The organism is Palleronia sp., from assembly GCF_042089775.1.
In the GTDB taxonomy this organism is placed as follows: Bacteria; Pseudomonadota; Alphaproteobacteria; order Rhodobacterales; family Rhodobacteraceae; genus Palleronia.
Map to the genome: position 1 here is coordinate 41,790 of NZ_JBELKF010000013.1, position 17,311 is coordinate 59,100.

Annotated in this window: 15 protein-coding genes, 1 tRNA gene and 2 pseudogenes; 11 read left to right on the forward strand and 7 right to left on the reverse strand. The window is 62.9% G+C overall.

The features are described from left to right. Positions 1–11 precede the first annotated feature (11 nt). Positions 12–728 carry a 50S ribosomal protein L21 gene (rplU, locus tag ACFDS3_RS05565; protein WP_375261354.1) on the reverse strand — a complete coding sequence of 239 codons (717 nt, stop codon included), beginning with the start codon at positions 726–728 and terminating at the stop codon, positions 12–14. Positions 729–911: 183 nt separating this feature from the next. Then, positions 912–1,721, reverse strand: coding sequence for a DUF2059 domain-containing protein (locus ACFDS3_RS05570; protein ID WP_375261355.1), 810 nt, complete (start codon positions 1,719–1,721; stop codon positions 912–914). A gap of 133 nt (positions 1,722–1,854) precedes the next feature. Here ACFDS3_RS05570 and ACFDS3_RS05575 point away from each other — a divergent pair. Together ACFDS3_RS05575 and ACFDS3_RS05580 are read left to right on the forward strand one after the other, a co-directional pair. After that, positions 1,855–1,944, forward strand: a tRNA-Ser gene (locus ACFDS3_RS05575). A 369-nt stretch (positions 1,945–2,313) separates the two neighbouring features. Continuing rightward, entirely contained in the window at positions 2,314–2,964 is a 651-nt protein-coding gene (locus ACFDS3_RS05580) for a DUF6538 domain-containing protein (protein ID WP_375261356.1), read from the forward strand. 35 nt (positions 2,965–2,999) lie between these two features. Here ACFDS3_RS05580 and ACFDS3_RS05585 read toward each other — a convergent pair whose 3' ends face one another. Then, positions 3,000–4,013: an alpha/beta hydrolase family protein gene (locus tag ACFDS3_RS05585; protein ID WP_375261357.1), complete on the reverse strand. Its 1,014-nt coding sequence runs from the start codon at positions 4,011–4,013 to the stop codon at positions 3,000–3,002. Positions 4,014–4,126: 113 nt separating this feature from the next. Between ACFDS3_RS05585 and ACFDS3_RS05590 the strand changes: the two genes are divergently transcribed. Then, positions 4,127–5,176, forward strand: a complete 1,050-nt coding sequence (locus tag ACFDS3_RS05590) for a helix-turn-helix domain-containing protein (protein ID WP_375261358.1) — start codon at positions 4,127–4,129, stop codon at positions 5,174–5,176. A gap of 418 nt (positions 5,177–5,594) precedes the next feature. Here ACFDS3_RS05590 and ACFDS3_RS05595 read toward each other — a convergent pair whose 3' ends face one another. Further along, a complete protein-coding gene (locus ACFDS3_RS05595; protein WP_375261370.1) occupies positions 5,595–6,263 on the reverse strand; it encodes a 4'-phosphopantetheinyl transferase in 669 nt (222 codons plus the stop codon). A 300-nt stretch (positions 6,264–6,563) separates the two neighbouring features. Here ACFDS3_RS05595 and ACFDS3_RS05600 point away from each other — a divergent pair, with 300 nt between their 5' ends. From ACFDS3_RS05600 to ACFDS3_RS05625, 6 genes and pseudogenes are all read left to right on the forward strand, one after another. Then, positions 6,564–7,697: an efflux RND transporter periplasmic adaptor subunit gene (locus tag ACFDS3_RS05600; RefSeq protein WP_375261359.1), complete on the forward strand. Its 1,134-nt coding sequence runs from the start codon at positions 6,564–6,566 to the stop codon at positions 7,695–7,697. A gap of 105 nt (positions 7,698–7,802) precedes the next feature. Beyond that, positions 7,803–8,417 carry an ABC transporter ATP-binding protein gene (locus ACFDS3_RS05605; protein ID WP_375261371.1) on the forward strand — a complete coding sequence of 205 codons (615 nt, stop codon included), beginning with the start codon at positions 7,803–7,805 and terminating at the stop codon, positions 8,415–8,417. Positions 8,418–8,420: 3 nt separating this feature from the next. Then, positions 8,421–8,789, forward strand: a complete 369-nt coding sequence (locus ACFDS3_RS05610) for a hypothetical protein (RefSeq protein WP_375261360.1) — start codon at positions 8,421–8,423, stop codon at positions 8,787–8,789. Continuing rightward, positions 8,726–9,574, forward strand: a complete 849-nt coding sequence (locus tag ACFDS3_RS05615) for an ABC transporter permease (RefSeq protein ID WP_375261361.1) — start codon at positions 8,726–8,728, stop codon at positions 9,572–9,574. The genes ACFDS3_RS05610 and ACFDS3_RS05615 overlap by 64 nt, the downstream gene beginning before the upstream one ends. A gap of 84 nt (positions 9,575–9,658) precedes the next feature. Next, positions 9,659–10,258 (forward strand): annotated as a pseudogene (locus ACFDS3_RS05620) (ABC transporter permease); the annotation flags it as partial. 50 nt (positions 10,259–10,308) lie between these two features. Continuing rightward, positions 10,309–10,434 (forward strand): annotated as a pseudogene (locus ACFDS3_RS05625) (integrase); the annotation flags it as partial. 166 nt (positions 10,435–10,600) lie between these two features. Here the strand turns inward: ACFDS3_RS05625 and ACFDS3_RS05630 are convergent. Continuing rightward, positions 10,601–13,714, reverse strand: coding sequence for a multidrug efflux RND transporter permease subunit (locus ACFDS3_RS05630; RefSeq protein WP_375261362.1), 3,114 nt, complete (start codon positions 13,712–13,714; stop codon positions 10,601–10,603). A gap of 9 nt (positions 13,715–13,723) precedes the next feature. After that, positions 13,724–14,875, reverse strand: a complete 1,152-nt coding sequence (locus ACFDS3_RS05635; RefSeq protein ID WP_375261363.1) for an efflux RND transporter periplasmic adaptor subunit — start codon at positions 14,873–14,875, stop codon at positions 13,724–13,726. 105 nt (positions 14,876–14,980) lie between these two features. On the opposite strand from ACFDS3_RS05635, the gene ACFDS3_RS05640 reads away from it, so the two are divergent. Then, entirely contained in the window at positions 14,981–15,583 is a 603-nt protein-coding gene (locus ACFDS3_RS05640; RefSeq protein WP_375261364.1) for a TetR/AcrR family transcriptional regulator, read from the forward strand. Positions 15,584–15,846: 263 nt separating this feature from the next. Further along, positions 15,847–16,389 (forward strand): hypothetical protein, encoded by a 543-nt coding sequence (locus tag ACFDS3_RS05645; RefSeq protein ID WP_375261365.1) that lies wholly within the window; start codon positions 15,847–15,849, stop codon positions 16,387–16,389. A gap of 152 nt (positions 16,390–16,541) precedes the next feature. On the opposite strand, the gene ACFDS3_RS05650 is transcribed toward ACFDS3_RS05645, so the two are convergent. Beyond that, positions 16,542–17,311 (reverse strand): MurR/RpiR family transcriptional regulator (locus ACFDS3_RS05650; RefSeq protein ID WP_375261366.1); only part of this gene is annotated, 770 nt, incomplete at its 5' end.

Below are 17,311 nucleotides of genomic sequence, written 5' to 3' on the forward strand. Positions count from 1 at the left end.
CGGTCTCCCTCTTACTTGCTCTTGGCTTCGTCGACCCAACCGGCCAGCTTGCCGCCAGCGCCGAGTTGATCTGCCATATACGCCATTTCCGCCTCGTTCCAAGCGGCGATCTGGTCGAAGTGGTAGACGCCAGCTTCGTTCATCTTCGTCTGCATCGCGGGGCCGACACCGTTCAGATCGGTCAGCTTGTCGCCTTGCCCGTCGCGCGGCTCGGTCAGCAGGTTGCCGGGCTTAGACGTCTCACCACCCTCGGCGGCGGCGGTCTTGGCGGCGACCTTTTCCTTCGCTTCGCCCGTGGCGACGCGCTTTTTCATCTCGGCCGTGCCGGAACGGTTCTTGGCGTAGTCGCCCTTGTCCGCCTTCACCCCGGTCCAGCCGGCGATGCCTGCGCCGATGGCTTCCTTAACGCCCGAATCGGCGGCGCCGGTTTCGAGGATGTCGGTCACGCGCAGCAGGGTCAGTTGCTGGCGGTGGCCCTTCGTGCGTTTCGAGCCGTGCTTCCGGCGGCGCTTGACGAAGTGGATGACCTTCTCGCCCTTGATCTGCTCGATCACCTCGGCCTGCACACCCGCGCCGTCGACGAAGGGGGTGCCGATGGTGGAGTTGACCATCAGGACATCGTTAAACTGGATCTTTTCACCGGCATCGGCGGCGAGCTTCTCGACACGCAGAACGTCACCTTGCTGGACGCGATACTGCTTGCCGCCGGTCTTGAGGACCGCAAACATGGGCTCTTCCTTCTTGTCCCGCATCCTGTGGCCTGCCGCCGTTTCCGGTCGACACGTTTCGGGAGTGCGATCCCGCCTCGGACAGCGCGCCCGTTGTGGGCGAATTACAATGGACCCGCGGCGGATCTCTCCACCCGGGTGCGCGGCTTATGTCGATCCGACCGTCAGGTGTCAAGGGCGGGTCTAGAGGTCCTGTCCGCTCATGAACCGTGCGGCGGCGCGGCCCAAGTCATACGAGATATCGTCATAGAGCTCGTCGAAGGCGGCGAAGATCGCCGTGTTCAGGTCCTGCCCCACATCGCTCCGGCTAAGATCCAGGTATTGCTGCAGCGCCATGTCATCGACCGGCGCGTAGGCAAGCGTCAGGTACCCCTCAAGCCAATCAACGGTATCCTCGCGCACCTGCGGCTCGGAGGCATAGACGTCTGCGATCACCTGATCCTGACTAAGGCCCCCGATCGGCGCCTCCCCGTCCAGAAGCCCGCGATAGAATGCGAGGTTCGAGTTCAGTGCGCCCGTCACGTTCTGCTCAATCAGGTCGTTCGCTTCGATGAAATCTCTGATCAGGTCGCGCCGTGCCGCCGTCGCGTCGCGCGCAGACTCTGCGGCGGCGTCCTCGACCGCCTCGTCGATCATCGCGCGCCGAGCGGCGATCTCAAGCTCGACCAGGCGCTGCCCCGTCTCGGACTCGAAGAACCCTATGAGAGGCGCGACGGACGCCTCAGGAATCGCCTTCCCGAACCTATCGTGCACGACCTCAATCATCTCTGACCTGTCGTAGATGTCGCGGACGACCCGGTCCCACAAAGGTCCACCGCGGCCAGGAAACAGATCGGCCTCAAGCGCCTCGCCCGCGACGATCCCTTCCCCGCGCATGACTTCGACCACGTCGTCCAATCTCAGCGCCTCGAACAGGCGCTCGGCGTCCTGCGCGGCGAGTGGCGCCGAAGCGCCGACGCAGACGGCAAAGACAGCGGCAGAGGTGCGGAACATAACGAGCCTTTCGGTCGGGGTGATAACGCCCGATACATACGATGCGGCAGGCGGCGACCCAAGGGTGCAAAAAATCTCTTCATGCTCCTCTTGCGCCCGCCGCCGCACATGGATAGACCCGCCGCCAGACCGCGGAGAGGTGCCGGAGTGGTCGAACGGGGCGGTCTCGAAAACCGTTGAGGATGCAAGTCCTCCCAGGGTTCGAATCCCTGTCTCTCCGCCACAAGGCGTGCTTTCTGTAAGCTGGAAAAGCTAATTACTTTAAGAGCGTACGTCAATGAAGCAACGAGAGCTCTCCTAGATTAAGAGATCATGCAACCCAATTTGCTACCCTTATTGCTACCCGTTCGCGCAAGATTCGTCGCGCTATGCAATGCTGTACCCTCGCGTCGATCATCATTTAAGTGCTCCCAGGTTCGCACCACCGCCTCGAATCCTACCACCCCAGCCAAGGTTCTCGTAAATCGTTGATTTGCAACGATAACCCTGCTGCGGCAGGGAATCGGATTCGCAGTGCGACACAAGGATGCGTGACATCACTGTGTCTCGAGCAGGTTTTCGATCGTCTTTCGGCTCCGATGAGGAGACGACGATGGGACAGATCACGCATGTCAGCCGCCGCGGGGCGGTTTATGTCTGGCGTAGGCGATGTCCGGCTACATCAGCGCACCAATCCACAGGAACATTGCAGGTCAGTCTGCGGACGCGGGAGTTGTCCACAGCCAGGCGCGTCGGCGCTCTTGTCTCGAATGCCGCCGAGTGGATGTATGAGGGCATGAAGACGCAAACCATCACGAAAGACGACGTTCGCGCCTACTTGGAAGCCGTCGTCGCAGAAGAACTGCAGCGCATCGAGGGCGAGCGGTGGGACGAAAGCCCCGCCGTCTCGCCTGCCGAATGGCGTAGGCGCTGGATGACGGATCGCGCAGAAGCTTGCGCCCTGAGGCTACTGGCTCAACGTGGCCAGGCCGCCGATCTCATGCCCGAGGATATGGACCTGCTCCGCGAACGAGGGTTTCGCCCGGACGAGATGAGCCTGGTACTCGAGCAGTTATTTGCCTTGAAGGAACGGTTCTGGGGGACGGAGCCTCCGGCTCTGGCTCCCAGTCCCGAAGCGGTGTTCGGCGACCGGACGATCACGGAAGCCGGTTACCGTCACCTCAGGTCCGCCGCGTTCGAAGGGCGCGCGCGTGCCTTGGAGCAATCGGATCGCCGGGCTGCGGGCGGGAGCAAAGGGACCTGAGTTTCATGGCGATCTCCTTTTGCGTTGCCGCAGCCCTAAAGCCCGAGCCCAGAGGCAACGGCGTCAATCAGCCGCAAATGAGCCACCGCGCGATCTGTCCCTTCGGGATCGGCGCAAATCGGATCGTCGCCTTCTGCTTGCAATAATTCCGTCGCTCCAGCCTTGCAGGTGCCCAGAAAGGTGAAGTGGTTCGCCGGTGCGATCACGACGTGGCTCGCTTCTGGCATGAGACGCGCAAGGTCGTTTCCGTCCGGCCCGACATCGGCCGCCTCGAGCCTGTCCGCTTCGCCAAGATTGATCAGCGTCACACCTTCAAGAGCAGTAGCCAGGCTCTCGGGGCGCGCGGCGGTTCCGAAGCCTGGATCGACGGCCACGGCGCGGGTGATGCGGGGATCGCGGGTGTCTGCCGAAAAACCCGGATGATCGGCAAAGCGCACGCCGCCGCGCAGGAAGAAGCCGCAGTCCCCCGCGCTCGGCACTTGCGAGCAGCGGGTGTCCTGGACCGCGCCGTCGAATTGCAGCCCCGAAAGGCCCAAGGCCGTCGCACCGCCCAGAGAGAATCCGACAACGCCGATCCGACCGGTGTCGATGGAGGGCGCAAAGGCGGGGTCGGCCAGCACGGTGTCGAGCGCGGCGGTCAGGTCGTTCGCCCGCGCCTTCAGATCGACGGAGCGGCGTGGCGAGCTGTCTCCGCTGGTCGAGCCCGGATGATTGACGGCAAGGACGATGGCTCCGCGCACAACCAACCCCGAAGCAAGCCAGCCCAGGCTGTCGGCATTGCCGCCCGATCCGTGCGACAGCAGGACCAGCGGGTGCCGGCCTTCGGCAGGCGCAGGGCCGATGACGGCCAATGTAGGGTCGAAGATCGGACCATCGCCCACGGGGGCGCGGTAGGTGGGCGCGGCCGCCGGATACCAGATGGACGCTGCGACCGGCCGGGCGCGGTGGTAGGCCGACAGATCGAACCGGTCATACCCCGGCAGCATGTCGGCTGCGGCGGGCAGAGCATGCGACATTGCGAGGAAGGCGAGAGTAGCAAAGCGTTTCATGGGGACCTCCGTCAGTGAACGCTGCCCCTGCGAATGCACCTCAGGCTGGCACGAGTGCGTCCTCTATCCCGGATAAAGGTCGCCTCGATCCGGATTTCGGATAGAACGGATCCATGCCGATGCTGCCCGTCCCCGCCTTCGTCGCCCTCGTGCTGGCATATATTGCAGTCCGGAGCCTGCTGTCGGACGGCCGGCCGCTTCTGGTCGCGTTCCTGCTGGCCTGTGCCGGCCAGTCCCTGCTGGTGGCGCTGGCGGGCGGCTACGGTATCGACTGGCTGCGTCCGATCCTGCCGGTCAGCGCCGCGGCGATCCCGCCACTGGCCTGGATCACGTTTCGCGATGCTCTGGTCACCCGGCTGAAGCTGAGTGCGATGGCGCTACATCTGGCCGCGCCGGCTTTCATCCTGTGCTGCCGCGTCTTCGCACCCGAGACGACGGATGTCGCCGTGACGCTGGTCTTCCTAATCTATGGCGGCGCGATCCTGTTCCAGCTGCGCGCCGCGTCCGACATGCCGCTCGCCCGGCTGGAGGCGGGGCAGATACCAGTCGTCATCTGGCAGATTCTCGGCTGGGCCCTGATTGCATCGGCGCTCGGGGACGCGCTGATCAGCCTGGCCTACATGAGCGGCAATGAAGGCTGGGCCGGCTGGATGATCACGGCCTCGTCGTCGCTGATCCTGCTTCTTCTGGGGCTGCTGAGCGGCAGTCCGGCGGCCTCCGGTGCAGAGGAGCGCGAACTGGACGCACCCCCGGCAGCCGACCGGCAATGCCTGGACGAGGACGCCGAGATCGTGGCCCGGATCGACGGTTTCCTGTCGCGCGATCCGGTGCATCTGGACCCGAACCTGAACCTGTCACGGCTGGCGCGGCGGTTGCATCTTCCGGAAAAGAGGCTCTCATCGGCCGTCAACCGCGCGACCGGCCAAAACGTCTCGCGCTACGTCAATGCCTGGCGCATCCGCCATGCCTGCAAGCTGATCGAGGCCGGATCTACGGTGACGGACGCGATGCTGGACAGCGGTTTCAATACGAAGTCCAATTTCAATCGCGAATTCCGGCGGGTCACTGGGGTGGCGCCAAGTGAGTGGCGAAGCAATGGAGAGATCCCATCAAACGTAACGGCGATGACTACGGGAACACTTGCCGCCTCGGAATTTCGGTAACGAAGGCCGTAGAGCGGTTGGTTCGTTCTGCACATCCTCAGTTCAACGGGCAGCGGATCGACCGGAGACTGCGAGCTGACATCGAAAGAAAGACTGCTTCGTCCCGCACACCGGACTGTAAGCCGTACTTTCATGCTTCGCGAGAAAGCAACTTCCGCTTCGGGTCGAGGCGGCGCAGCATGACGGAACCCGAACCGTCCCCGCAGCGTGTCCTTTCGGGGTCCACTTCCTGCGCATCACGCACAGTCGCGTCCTGGCGCAGGGAACGTCTACTTGAGGCTATCCTATCGCTGCTGAGGCAGCCTCGCCGTGCCTCCCAGCGGTGCCAGACCCGCCCTCGCTCACGAATTGGAAGACGCAATACCGGTGAAGGAGATTCAGGCATTTCAAAACCTTGCTGCGAAGGGTACGGCGGCCATCAAATCACATTGCCATGTTCGCCAGAGACTAACCATGTTACCACGTGATCCGCCTCTATTCGAAACGAGACGCGGAAGATCCGATCTTTTGGCAAAGTGATTGCTAGGTCTCGGGTCAGTCGCAATAAAACAAGGCTATCTGTCGGCACGGTGACGAGCGTTGCCGCATCGAACCCGAAAGAATGGCGCACTGTCGGAAATAGCGCCTTGAAGAGCGTCTCCTTAGCCGAAAAGGTCAACGTCGCGGCAGTCGCGGGATCGGCAGCTGCGTCGATGAAACCCCTCTCGTTAGCATCCAGAGCAATGCGTAAAATCGAACGCAAGGCATGCCCGGCTGCGATCCGCTCCACGTCGATCCCTGGCATACCCGAGGCCGTTGGCACAACGAAAGCTGCGCAACAGCCCCGCGCGTGGCTGATGGACCCTTTGATACCAACAGGCCAAACCAGGGCGCGATCCGGACCGATGGGCACGTCGGCGGGCACCAAACCCATTGCGATCTGGGCCACCTGCGCCATCGCTCGCCCGGCCAGAAACTCTGCCAGCCGAAGCGGGGAGGCGCAGGATAGGCGCTTAGGGCAAACGATATCCAGGGCACCGAAAAGTGATCTGTCAAAACGTGTCGTATCGTAGCGGCCGAGAACGCGGAGCCCCCGCCCCGCCGGCACTAGATGTGGCGCGGTCAAGAAACCGCGCGACAGAAAAGGAATCGCACCCGTACGCTTATCAGTCAAACGCTGTTTCCGCGTGCCGAGAAATTTTTACCAGGTGTGCAGAACACGTTTCAGGTCGCTTATTCATCTTCTGGCATCCAACTGCGTCGGCCAAGGATCTATTCGACGAATCAATGATTTGCGTCTGACACGAAGACCTCAATCGCAATCCGCACGGACCAGATCGCGTTCGCGGTCGCACGGTGCAGGACCTCCTTTCTATGGTGGTAAGGAATTTCAATCCGGAGACCCGCCATGAACGCTATGTCTCATAGTCCCGAAATTCTCGATCGACTCAAGTCCTTGTCCATCGACAGGGAAGAAGTGGCACCAGCTAAGCGCGAGGACCGTGCTGCGCGCCGTCCGTTGCCCGGCCGGTCGCTGGTCGTGCTGGTGCTTCTTTGCAGTAGCGCGGCATGGCTCTATCAAAGCAGCGCCACGCCGGTAACGGTCTGGCAGGACGGGCGCGAAACTCTTAAGGCCTATCTCGGGGCCGCAAGCAATTCGACCGAAGCCGATGTCGCCGTTGCGGAAGTGCCCGCGAGCGATCCGTCCGTTGCGGCACCCGTCATCGCACCGGCCCCTACACCGGCAATCATCGGGTCGGGCTACGTGGTGGCCGACCGGGAACTGCCGCTGATGCCCGATATTGGCGGGCGTCTCGACACCGTGTCGGTGGATATCGGCGACACCTTTGAGGCGGGACAGATCATCGCAACGCTAGACCGGACAGCCGCACGGGCCGATTTGCATATCGCGCGGGCTGGCCTCGCCATGGCCGAAGCCAGCCATGCCAGTCAGCGCGCGTCGCTGGATGAAGCGCGTGCGCTGGCTGAGACGGAGGCCACGCTGCTGGCCAGCGGATGGACCACGAAGGCGAGTTCCGAAGCCGCCCATTTCTCCCTTCTGCGGCTGGAGCGCGAGGTAGAGGTCGGCGCACTGAAGATCGCCATCGCCCGGCGCGAGGTCGAGAAATCCGAAGACACGCTCGCCCGCCACACCATCCGGGCGCCTTTCGCGGGTATCGTCGTGGCGCGGCATCTCAACCCCGGCGACATTGCGGTGTCAGGTCTGGGCGGGGATTCCGGAACGGCAATTGCCACGCTAATCGACCCCGACGCCTTAAGCATCGAGGTCGACGTCGCCGAGACGAGCCTATCAGCCGTCGCCCCCGGTCAAACCGCGCGGGTGGAACTGGACGCCTATCCTGGCCGGAAGTTCGATGCCGAGATCACAACCATCGCGCCCATCGTGTCCGTGCAGAAGGGCACCGCATTGGTTCGCCTTACTCTCGACCACCCACCGATAGGCGTGTTTGCGAACATGTCCGCAAAGGTCACATTCGACGCGATAGAGCGCACCGCTTCCCTTCGGACGAAAGGAGACTGAACCACGTCAACAGATGTCATCGAGAACGCCGGAATTCTAATAGAGGGTGTCCGCAAGGGCTATAAGATCGGAAACCAGCAGGTCACGATCTTCCACGACCTGACGCTGGAAATCCCGAAGGGCGATTTCGTGGCGGTCATGGGTCCATCGGGATCGGGAAAGTCCACCTTGCTGAACCTAATCGGCGGGATCGATCGGCCCGATCAGGGCGAGATTCACTTCGGCTATAACCGGATCGACACGATGTCCGAAGGCGCGCTCAGCCGTTGGCGCGGCTCGAAGGTCGGGTTCGTGTTCCAATTTTACAATCTGATGCCGATGTTGACGACTGCCCAGAACGTTGAGCTTCCGTTGCTGCTGACCGATCTGAACAAGCGTCAGCGCCGGGAACGGGTGGATACGATCCTTGAACTGGTCGGTCTTGCCGAACGCCACGCCCACCTGCCCGCCGAGCTTTCCGGCGGTCAGATGCAGCGGGTTGGCATCGCCCGCGCCTTAGCAATGGATCCTGTTCTGCTGCTGTGCGACGAACCTACTGGTGACCTGGACCGCAAGAGCGCTGACGAAATTCTGGGAATGCTTCAGACGCTCAACTCAGAAATGGGCAAAACCATTGTGATGGTAACGCATGACGAAGCTGCATGCGGATATGCCAAGCGCACCCTGAACCTGAATAAGGGCCGCTTCGTCGAGACACAGCCAACATCGAAGGTCGCCTGAGCCATGAACACATTCACGCTCATCCGCCGGAATCTATCCCGCAAGCGTACGCGCGGCGTGCTTCTGGTGCTGTCAATCGGCATCGCCTTCTTCATCTTCGCTCTTCTCGCCGCGTTTGAGCAGGGCTTCAACGGCGTGCACAGCAAAACGGAGCGGCTGATCGTCACCAATAAGGCCGGGACCGCGCAAGGCCTGCCGATCAGCTATGCCGCACGACTTACGGACATGCCTGAGGTCGGGAACGTTACGTATATGGCCGGATGCGTGCCACCCACGGATCACCAAATAATTACCTCGGGGCCAACGCGGTGGAGCCACGTAGCTATGCGAGGTTCTTCGCCGATCAGTACGACTTCACCGAAAGCCACCTGACCGCTATAGAAAGCAGCCGTGACGGGCTCCTTGTGGGCCGTTCGCTGGCCGACCGTGAGGGATGGGACGTCGGCGACCGCATCGTCCTAACCTCAACCGACGCGGTGAAAGCCGATGGCTCTGCCGAGTGGGGATTCCGGATCGCGGGTATTTTCGATGGTATAGACAAGACCGCTGATACCAGTTTCGTGGTCATGCGCTACGATTACTTCAACGCGGCGCGCAGTTTCGGTGTCGATACGGTCGGCAATTTCGGCATCCTTCCTGCTGATGGCACGCGGTCCGCGGATGTCATTAGAGCCATCGACACTCGTTTCGCTAATTCCGCGTTCGAGACGCGCACGCGGACGGAAAGCGAATTCATGAAGGCTTTCGTGGCGCAATTCGCTGACATCACGACTATCGTTCGCCTGATTGCAGGCGCGTCCTTCATCACAATTCTAATGATCGTCGCCAACACCATGTTCTTCGCGATACGCGAGCGGACGATGGAGATTGGCGTACTGAAGGTGCTGGGCTTCTCCGGCGGCTATATCCTGCGCAGCGTGTTGGCCGAAATGCTCTGGACTTTCTTGCTGGGGCTGATCCTAGGCCTCCTGGCGGCAGCTTTGGCCACATCCGCCTTGGCGGCGCCACTTTCGACATTCGTGCCGAGCCTAGTGCTGACACCGCGGATCCTGATGACCGCCGGCGGTTTCGCGTTTCTCTTCGCGCTGCTCACTGGCGGACTTCCCGCGTTGAACGCCGTGCGCGTTCCGGCCTCTGCGGCCCTGAAAGGAATTTGAGCCATGTCCCTTCTCAAGCAATCTTTCGCCCTGTCTCGCGCAAACCTCAAAAGCCTGCCGCGACGGTTCTGGATCTCGCTGTCAATGATATTCTCGGTGGCCTTGGTCGTCACGGTCCTACTCGGCTTTCTAGCGATGGCCAACGGCTTCCGAATGGCGCTGCAACATGCCGGGTCGGACGATATTGCCATCGCCTTGGGCACCGGTGCCGCCTCTGAGCTAGGCAGCCGGATCGAGCCTGCGCAGCTTCATTTCCTGTCCGCGGCGACACAAATTGCCCGCGATGCAGACAGCCAAGCAATCATGTCGCGCGAACTTGTCGTCCCGGTCGATGCGACGGAAAAGGAGTCTGGCCGGTTTGAGACCTTGTCCCTGCGGGGCATCGGCGATCACGGGTTCGACGTGCGCCCGCTGGTCCGTATCACAGAAGGCCGCGCCTTTACCCCCGGTGCGCCCGAAATCGTCGTCGGACGCCGTCTGAGCCGTGATTACAAAGGGCTTGCTGTTGGCGATGACGTGACGTTCGGTACGTCCACATGGAAGGTCGTCGGCATGTTTGTGGCCGAAGGGTCGGTCTTCGAATCCGAGATGTTCGCCGATGCGGGCGTCGTGCAGACCCTCTTTGACCGTCCCGGCTTAGTGCAATCCGCTCGGATCAAACTGACGGGAGCCAAGGCGATGGAAGCTTTCGCGGCACATGCCGCGAGTACGCCCCAGATCGCGCTGCCGACGAAAAGCGAAAAGGATTACTTAGGGCCGTGCAACTGCTGCTGGGCCACACAAAGATGGACAGCACAGTCCGATACCTTGGCGTCGAGCTCGAAGACGCCCTGGCAATATCCGAGGCGGTGGAGATATGAAGGATCGGGCCGTTCACGTGGTCAGCCCGCGCCGCGGTGCGGCTTCCTACCAGCGGACGTTCGCGGCGGCAGGCAGCGTCATTCACTCCATCCAGCTCCGCAGTAACGACAAAACGCAGTCGCCACGTTTGTCACGACCCGGCTGCGAACGCGGGTCCGCAAGACGTCAGACATCTGCAACGCGCCCTTGGCGCCGCAATTGACTGACTGCACCAAGGACGGCCACGTAGAACACGGGGACCAGAAAGATCCCGATGACGGCGGCGGCTGCCATGCCGCCAAGGACACCGATGCCGATGGATCGCTGTGCGGCCGCCCCCGCTCCGGATGCAATTGCCAGCGGCAACACACCGAACATGAAAGCCAGCGTCGTCATCAGGATCGGGCGCAGGCGCATCCGAGAGGCCGTGACTGCAGCCTCGACAAGCGCCTTCCCTTCGCGGCGCTGCTCTTCGGCGAATTCCACGATCAGGATAGCATTTCTTGCGGCCAGACCAATGGTCGTGAGAAGCCCTACCTTAAAGTAGACGTCGTTGAGCTGACCAAAGAACAGCGCCGCGCCGATGGCGCCGAAGATCCCGACCGGCACCGTCATCATGACGGCCAGCGGAAGCGCCCAGCTTTCATACAGGGCAGCGAGCGCCAGGAAGACGACGAGGGCAGACAGCGCGTAAAGCAGCGGCGCCTGGTTGCCCGACAGCCGCTCCTGATAGGACAGGCCGGTCCACTCGACCGAGAACCCCTCGTCCAGGCTGGCGACGAGGTCCTCCATCACCTCCATCGCAACGCCGGACGAGACGCCTTCGGCGGGGGTTCCCGTCAGGTTCAGCCCCCGCGTCGCCGCGAAGCGCGAGATGGATTGCGGCTGCTCGTCCCAGACAAGATCGGTGAAGGCCGCGAGCGAGACCATCTCGCCGGACTCGTTGCGGGCGTACCACTTGCCGATATCCTCGGGCTGCGACCGCGCCGCGGCCTCGCCTTGGACGATGACGGGGCGCAGGTCGTCGTTCATCGGGAAATCCCCGACCTCGCGGCCGCTGAAGATCAGCGACAACATCGAGTTGACGTTGCCGATCGACAGGCCGAACGCCGCCGCCTTTTGCTGATCGATGTCGATGCGCAGCGACGTTCCGGCAGGGTTGTCGTTGCCGCGCAGGTTGGTCACGCGCCCGTCCTGCTGGGCCATGGCCACGACTTCGTCTGCGGCTTCGGCCAGGCGGTCCGCCCCCTGGCCGCCCTGATCGACCATGTACATCGAAAAGCCCGAGGTCGCGCCCATCCCCTGGATCGCGGGCGGTTGCAGCGCGTAGACGGTGCCGGAGCGGTTGTTGAGGTAGAAGTGCTGGTTGATCTGCCCTGCCAACGCCGCCGCGCTGGTATCCGCGCGCGCCTCGTAATCCTCGAGCTTGACGAACAGCATGGCCGAGGATTGCCCCGAGCCGCCGAAGCTGAACCCCATCACGCCGAAGACCGAGTCGACCGCCGCTCCCAAGTCGTTCAGCAGGTAGTCCTCGACCTCGGCGACGCGGGCTTCGGTCTTTGGTGTCGTGGACCCGTCAGGGGTCTGCACCATGACGATCAGGACGCCCTGATCCTCCTGCGGGATGAACGAGCTGGGCAGCCGATCGTAGAAGTAAAGTGCGCCCGCGGTGATCGCAGCCAGCACGACCAGCATGCTGAAGGGCCGCCGGATCAGGACCCCGACCGCGCGGCCATATCCATTCGTCGCGCGGCCGAGCGATGCATTGAACCACCGCGCCGGTGCAAATCGCGTGCCGTGGCCGCCCTTCTTCAACAACGTAGCACACATGGCCGGGGTAAGGATCACCGCGACCCCCAGCGACAGGACCATGGCGGTGATGATCGTGACCGAGAACTGGCGATAGATCGCCCCGGTCGATCCTGTCATGAACGCCATGGGCAGGAACACCGCCGACAGGACCAGCACGATTCCGACCAGGGCCGAGGTGATCTCGCGCATGCTCTTCTCGGTCGCGGCGACGGGGTCGAGCCCCTCTTCGTCCATGATCCGCTCGACATTCTCGACCACCACGATCGCGTCATCGACCAGCAGGCCGATTGCCAACACAAGCGCGAACATCGTCAGCGTGTTGATCGTGTAGCCGAAAAGCAGCAGCACGCCGAGCGTCCCCAGAAGCACCACCGGCACGGCAACGACAGGGATCAGCGTCGCGCGCCAGCTTTGCAGGAAGACGAAGATCACGAGAAAGACCAGCACGACGGCCTCGATCAGCGTGTTATACACTTGGCTGATGGATTCTTCGATGAAGGGCGAGGTGTCGTAGGGATAGGCGATCTCGACGCCTTCCGGCAGAGCCGCGCCAAGACGGTTCAGCGTGTCGCGCACCGAATCGGCGGTCGCCACCGCGTTGGCACCCGGCGCGAGGGAGACCGAGAAGCCCGCTGCCGGTTGGCCGTTATACCGCCCGCCTGTGCCGTAGGTTTCCTGCCCGATGGAGATATCGGCCACATCGCCCAGGAACACCGTGGAGCCGTCCTGCGCGGTGCGCAGCAGGATCCGCTCGAACTCTTCCGCCGTGGAGAGCTGCGACTGCGCCGACAGGGCCACCGTCATCTGCTGGCCTTCGACGATCGGCTGGCTGCCCAGCTGTCCTACGGTGACGTTGGTGTTCTGATCTCCGATGGCTGCCGTTATATCCGCGGGGCTGACGCTGTACTGGACCATCTTCATCGGATCCATCCAGATCCGCATCGCATAGCCCGCCCCGAACATCTGCACCGCGCCCACGCCGTCCAGACGCTGGACCGGACCCGAGATCCGCCCTGTCACCAGGTCGCCCAGCTCAAGCGCCGTCCGGTTTCCCTCCGGCGCCGTCAGCGCGGCCACCATGAGGGTCGAACTCGACGAGCGGGACACCGACACGCCGTTTTGCTGCACGGCGCTCGGAAGCTGTGCCGAAACGCGTTGCATCGCGTTCTGCACCTGCACCTGCGCGATGTCGGGATCCACGCCGTCCTCAAAAGTCAGTGCGATGCTGCCGCTTCCCGACGACGACGAGGACGTCATGTAGATCACGCCTTCGATCCCGGTCAGCGCGTCCTCAAGCACCGTCGTCACCGAGTTGGCCACGACGTCGGCGCTCGCGCCACTATAGCTGGCGCTGACGTTGATCGTCGTGGGCGCGATCTGGGGATATTGCTCGATCGGAAGCCGCGACAGGCTGATCGCGCCCAGAAGCATCACGAGAACGGCAATAACCCATGCGAAGACGGGTCGGTGGATGAAAAACTGCGCCATGGTGCTCCGTTATTCCTGCTCGGCTTCGGCCGAAGCCTCGTCCCGCAAATCCTGGACGACGCCGTTCTCATCCAGTGCGACCGGGACCGTCTGGACCTCGATTCCGGGGCTGAGGTTCGCCAGCCCATCGACGGCCAACATCTCTCCGGCCCCGACACCGTCGGTGATGATCCAGCCGTGTTCATAGACCCCCTGTTCCTGCAACGTCCGACGCTCTGCCGTGCCGTCGACCACGACCCAGGCCGTCAGTTCGCCGGTGGACGCGCGTTCCGTCGCGGATTGCGGCACGACGATCGCGTCGGTCGATCCCAGCGTGACTTCCGAGCGGACGAACATGCCGGGAAGCAGGACGTGGCGGGGGTTCTCGAAACGGAAGCGGGTGGCCCGCGCGCCTGTCGTCTCCGACACGCTCTGGCTCGAGGCGATCATCTCTCCCGACGCATCAAATGTGCGGCCGGTCTCGAGCGTGAGAGTGGCCGTGATCTCTTCGGCGACGACGACGCGCTCGCTGGAGACATCCTCGATCAGGGACAGGATGCGCGACGACGGGGCGTAGATCTCGACGTCGATCGGATCGAGCTGGGTGACGGTCGCAAGGGCATCCGCCTGGTTGGCCGCGACAAGATCCCCCGCCGAGATGGTGGCAAAGCCGGCAACACCTTGGATCGGGCTGGTGACGGTCGTCCGGTCGAGATCCATCTGCGCAAGGTCCCGGGCCACGGTCGCGGATTGCAACGCGGCACGCGCCTGCTCCAGTGCGCTGCGCGCCGTATCGAGCTGGGCCTGCGATGTGCCCGTTCCCAGCAACTGTTCCGATCGCCCGAACGCTGCTTCGGCCTCGCGCACAGAGGCTTGCGCCGAGGCCAGATCGGCTTCGGCCGCCCTGAGGTCTGCTTCGTACGTTGCTGGATCGATCCGGAACAGGGGATCGCCCGCTTCGACCGTCTCGCCGGGTTGGTAGAGGATCTCGGTCACGGTGCCTCCGACGCGTGGCCTGATCGCGACCTCGGCCGAGGCGATGGCGCGGCCGGGCTCGACAAGCGTGCGTGGCACCGTCTGTGTTTGCAGCTCGATGACACCGACGCTCGGGGGCGGCATCTGGGCATGTGCGGCACTCGCCAGGATTGCGACACCGAAGACAAAGCTCAGACGAAGCACCATTGTGATCTCCTTGGGTCCGGTGAAGGTCGCGGGTTTCCCCGAGTCGACCTTTCATGAAATTGCACACTGTGCAATAACCTGTCAGGAACGTGATGGAGGATCAGCATGTCCGAGCCGAAGGAACCTGTCCGCCGCAAGCGAACGAAGACGGCACGCAGTATCCAGCATTCGACGCTGCATCTCGCGGCCACATTGGGCTATGACAGCGTGACGATTGAGATGATCGCAGACCATGCCGGCATCAGTCGCCGGACGTTTTTCAACCACTATCGGAACAAGCAAGAGGCCTTGGCGGGCCCGCACATAGACCGGTTCGGCCCGGAGCTTGACTGGTTCGTGACCTCGGACGGTTCGCTCTTGCCGGACCTGGACAAACTGGTGCGACAGATACTGACTGATGCGTCCCCCGAACGCGCAGCAGTGCAAAACATCGGCAAAGTCCTGAAAGCCTCGCCTGATCTCCAGCCCGTGTTCAGCGCGTTGATCGACAATCTCGTGCGCGAGTTGCAGTCCCTTCTCGACCGCCGGTTGGGGCCCGGGGAAGCGGTGGTAGCGAGCCTCGTCGCGAGGCTCGTGGCACATGCTATCGCTCTGGCCTTCCGAAGCTGGACGATGGGAGACGATCTGCCGGTTGAGCAGACTGCGGATGCCGCAAGCGAAAACATCAGGCGGGCAGTCGAAGCACTGTCCGCCTCGCCGCAGTCCTGAAGCAGGGCCGGATGGCACGCGCCCTGCGACGGCGGCTCCCCAACTGCGGCAATGTCGGCAAGAGTGGGCGGAAAGGAGGCGGCTCCGCATTGAGAGACAAACCCTGCGTGGGTGCGGGCCCAATGTCAGCTCCAACCTATTCGGCTCGACTCGCACGCACATGTCCGGGGATCTTCCTCGCTTCATCCAGGCACGGCGCGGCCGGAGGACGGCTTCGAGCCCATCTCAGACACCAACCTTGTTCTTCCCAGCAGGCAGTATCCGTGGTCATTATTCTGAATGATGACCGACCGCTCGAAGTCTATGACATGGGTTCTGCTCTTCGTCGAAGCCGCGCCGCTTGTCGCCTTCTCGTGCTCTGGGCGGCTCGGCCTGGAGTTCCCGCATCGGTTCTATGTCGGCGCCGGGTTCGCAGTGCTCTCCACGGGATTCTTGCTCACACGCCGCTGGCGCTTCAATCCGCTGCTGATCGCCGCAAACGGATGCTTTGCCTGGAGGCGCTCGCGCTCGGCTCCGGGATTTCGAGCCTCGTCCATCTGAGCGCGGTTCTCGAAGAATCCGCCTTCTTTGCCACGATGCTGATCATCGGCTTCTTCTATCTGGTGCTTTCACCTGAGGCTCTGTTTGCCCGGGGCCAGGAAGCCGATCAGAGGGTCCGGCAAGGGTCGTTCCTTCTTCTTGCCCTGATCGCAGCGGGCCTGGTCTGGTCCATCATGTGGCGCGGCAACGAGATGATTGCAGCGGTACTACCCGCCACCATTGTCTTCCTGGTCCAGCAACTCTGGCCCGTAAAACAGAGGGACTGAGTCTTCTTCGTCCGCGCTCCGGCCCAAGCTCCGCGCGACGAACGCCTAGTTGACCTGCGCGCTCACTAGATCTCGCAGAAACTGTGGTACAGAGTCGAAGCGACCATTTGGCCGAGCGGCACCCCCGAGCCAGGTAAGTCTGGCCCCTAGTGCTACCGCTGGTGCCTCACCTGCTCGACGAGCAACTCGCATAGGACGACCTTGGCGACGACCGGGCTGATTTCGCCGCGTTCCGGCAGGGGGGACAGGGCAGACGCAATCAGCATCTTTTCGCAGAGCCGGTCGAGATCATCGATGCGGCGCCCCGAGATCGCGACGCGGTAGGCGGCCCGCTCGCCCGCCGCCGATAGCATGCGTTCGGTCTGGGCCGTGAGGCCCGTCTCCGAGATGGTCATATATACCGACCGTTCATCGAGTGCGCCGATAACCTCGTCCGCAACGATCGGGTCCTGGAAGCTGCGCGCCACCAGCCCGATACGGGAGAACCGGTAGGCGAAAAGCTGTGCCACCATACCCGACACGCCCGCGCCAAAGATGTCGACGTGCCGGGCGGCGGTCAGTCGATCGGCGACCTCACGCAGGTCCGCTTCGGGCGTGCCGTCCACAGTGGCCCGGACCGCATCAATGACCCGCGTGCCAAGGTCATTTTCGCGCGGTTCTGCGCTAACGCGATAGGCGATGTCCGAGGCCAAGGACATCTTGAAGGCCGAAAACCCGTCAAACCCCAGCTTGCGACAGAACCGGGCGATGCTGGCTTCCCCGCTGCCGGAGAGAATGGCAAGCTCTGACATAGAGGCGCGCACCGCCACTTCGGGTTCCTTCATGACGAAGTCAGCAATTCGGGCCAGCGCGCCAGGCATGTCGTAGCGGCTGGCTTCTATCGCGCGAAGAACATGACGCATCAGCAGTGTCTTATCGGGCA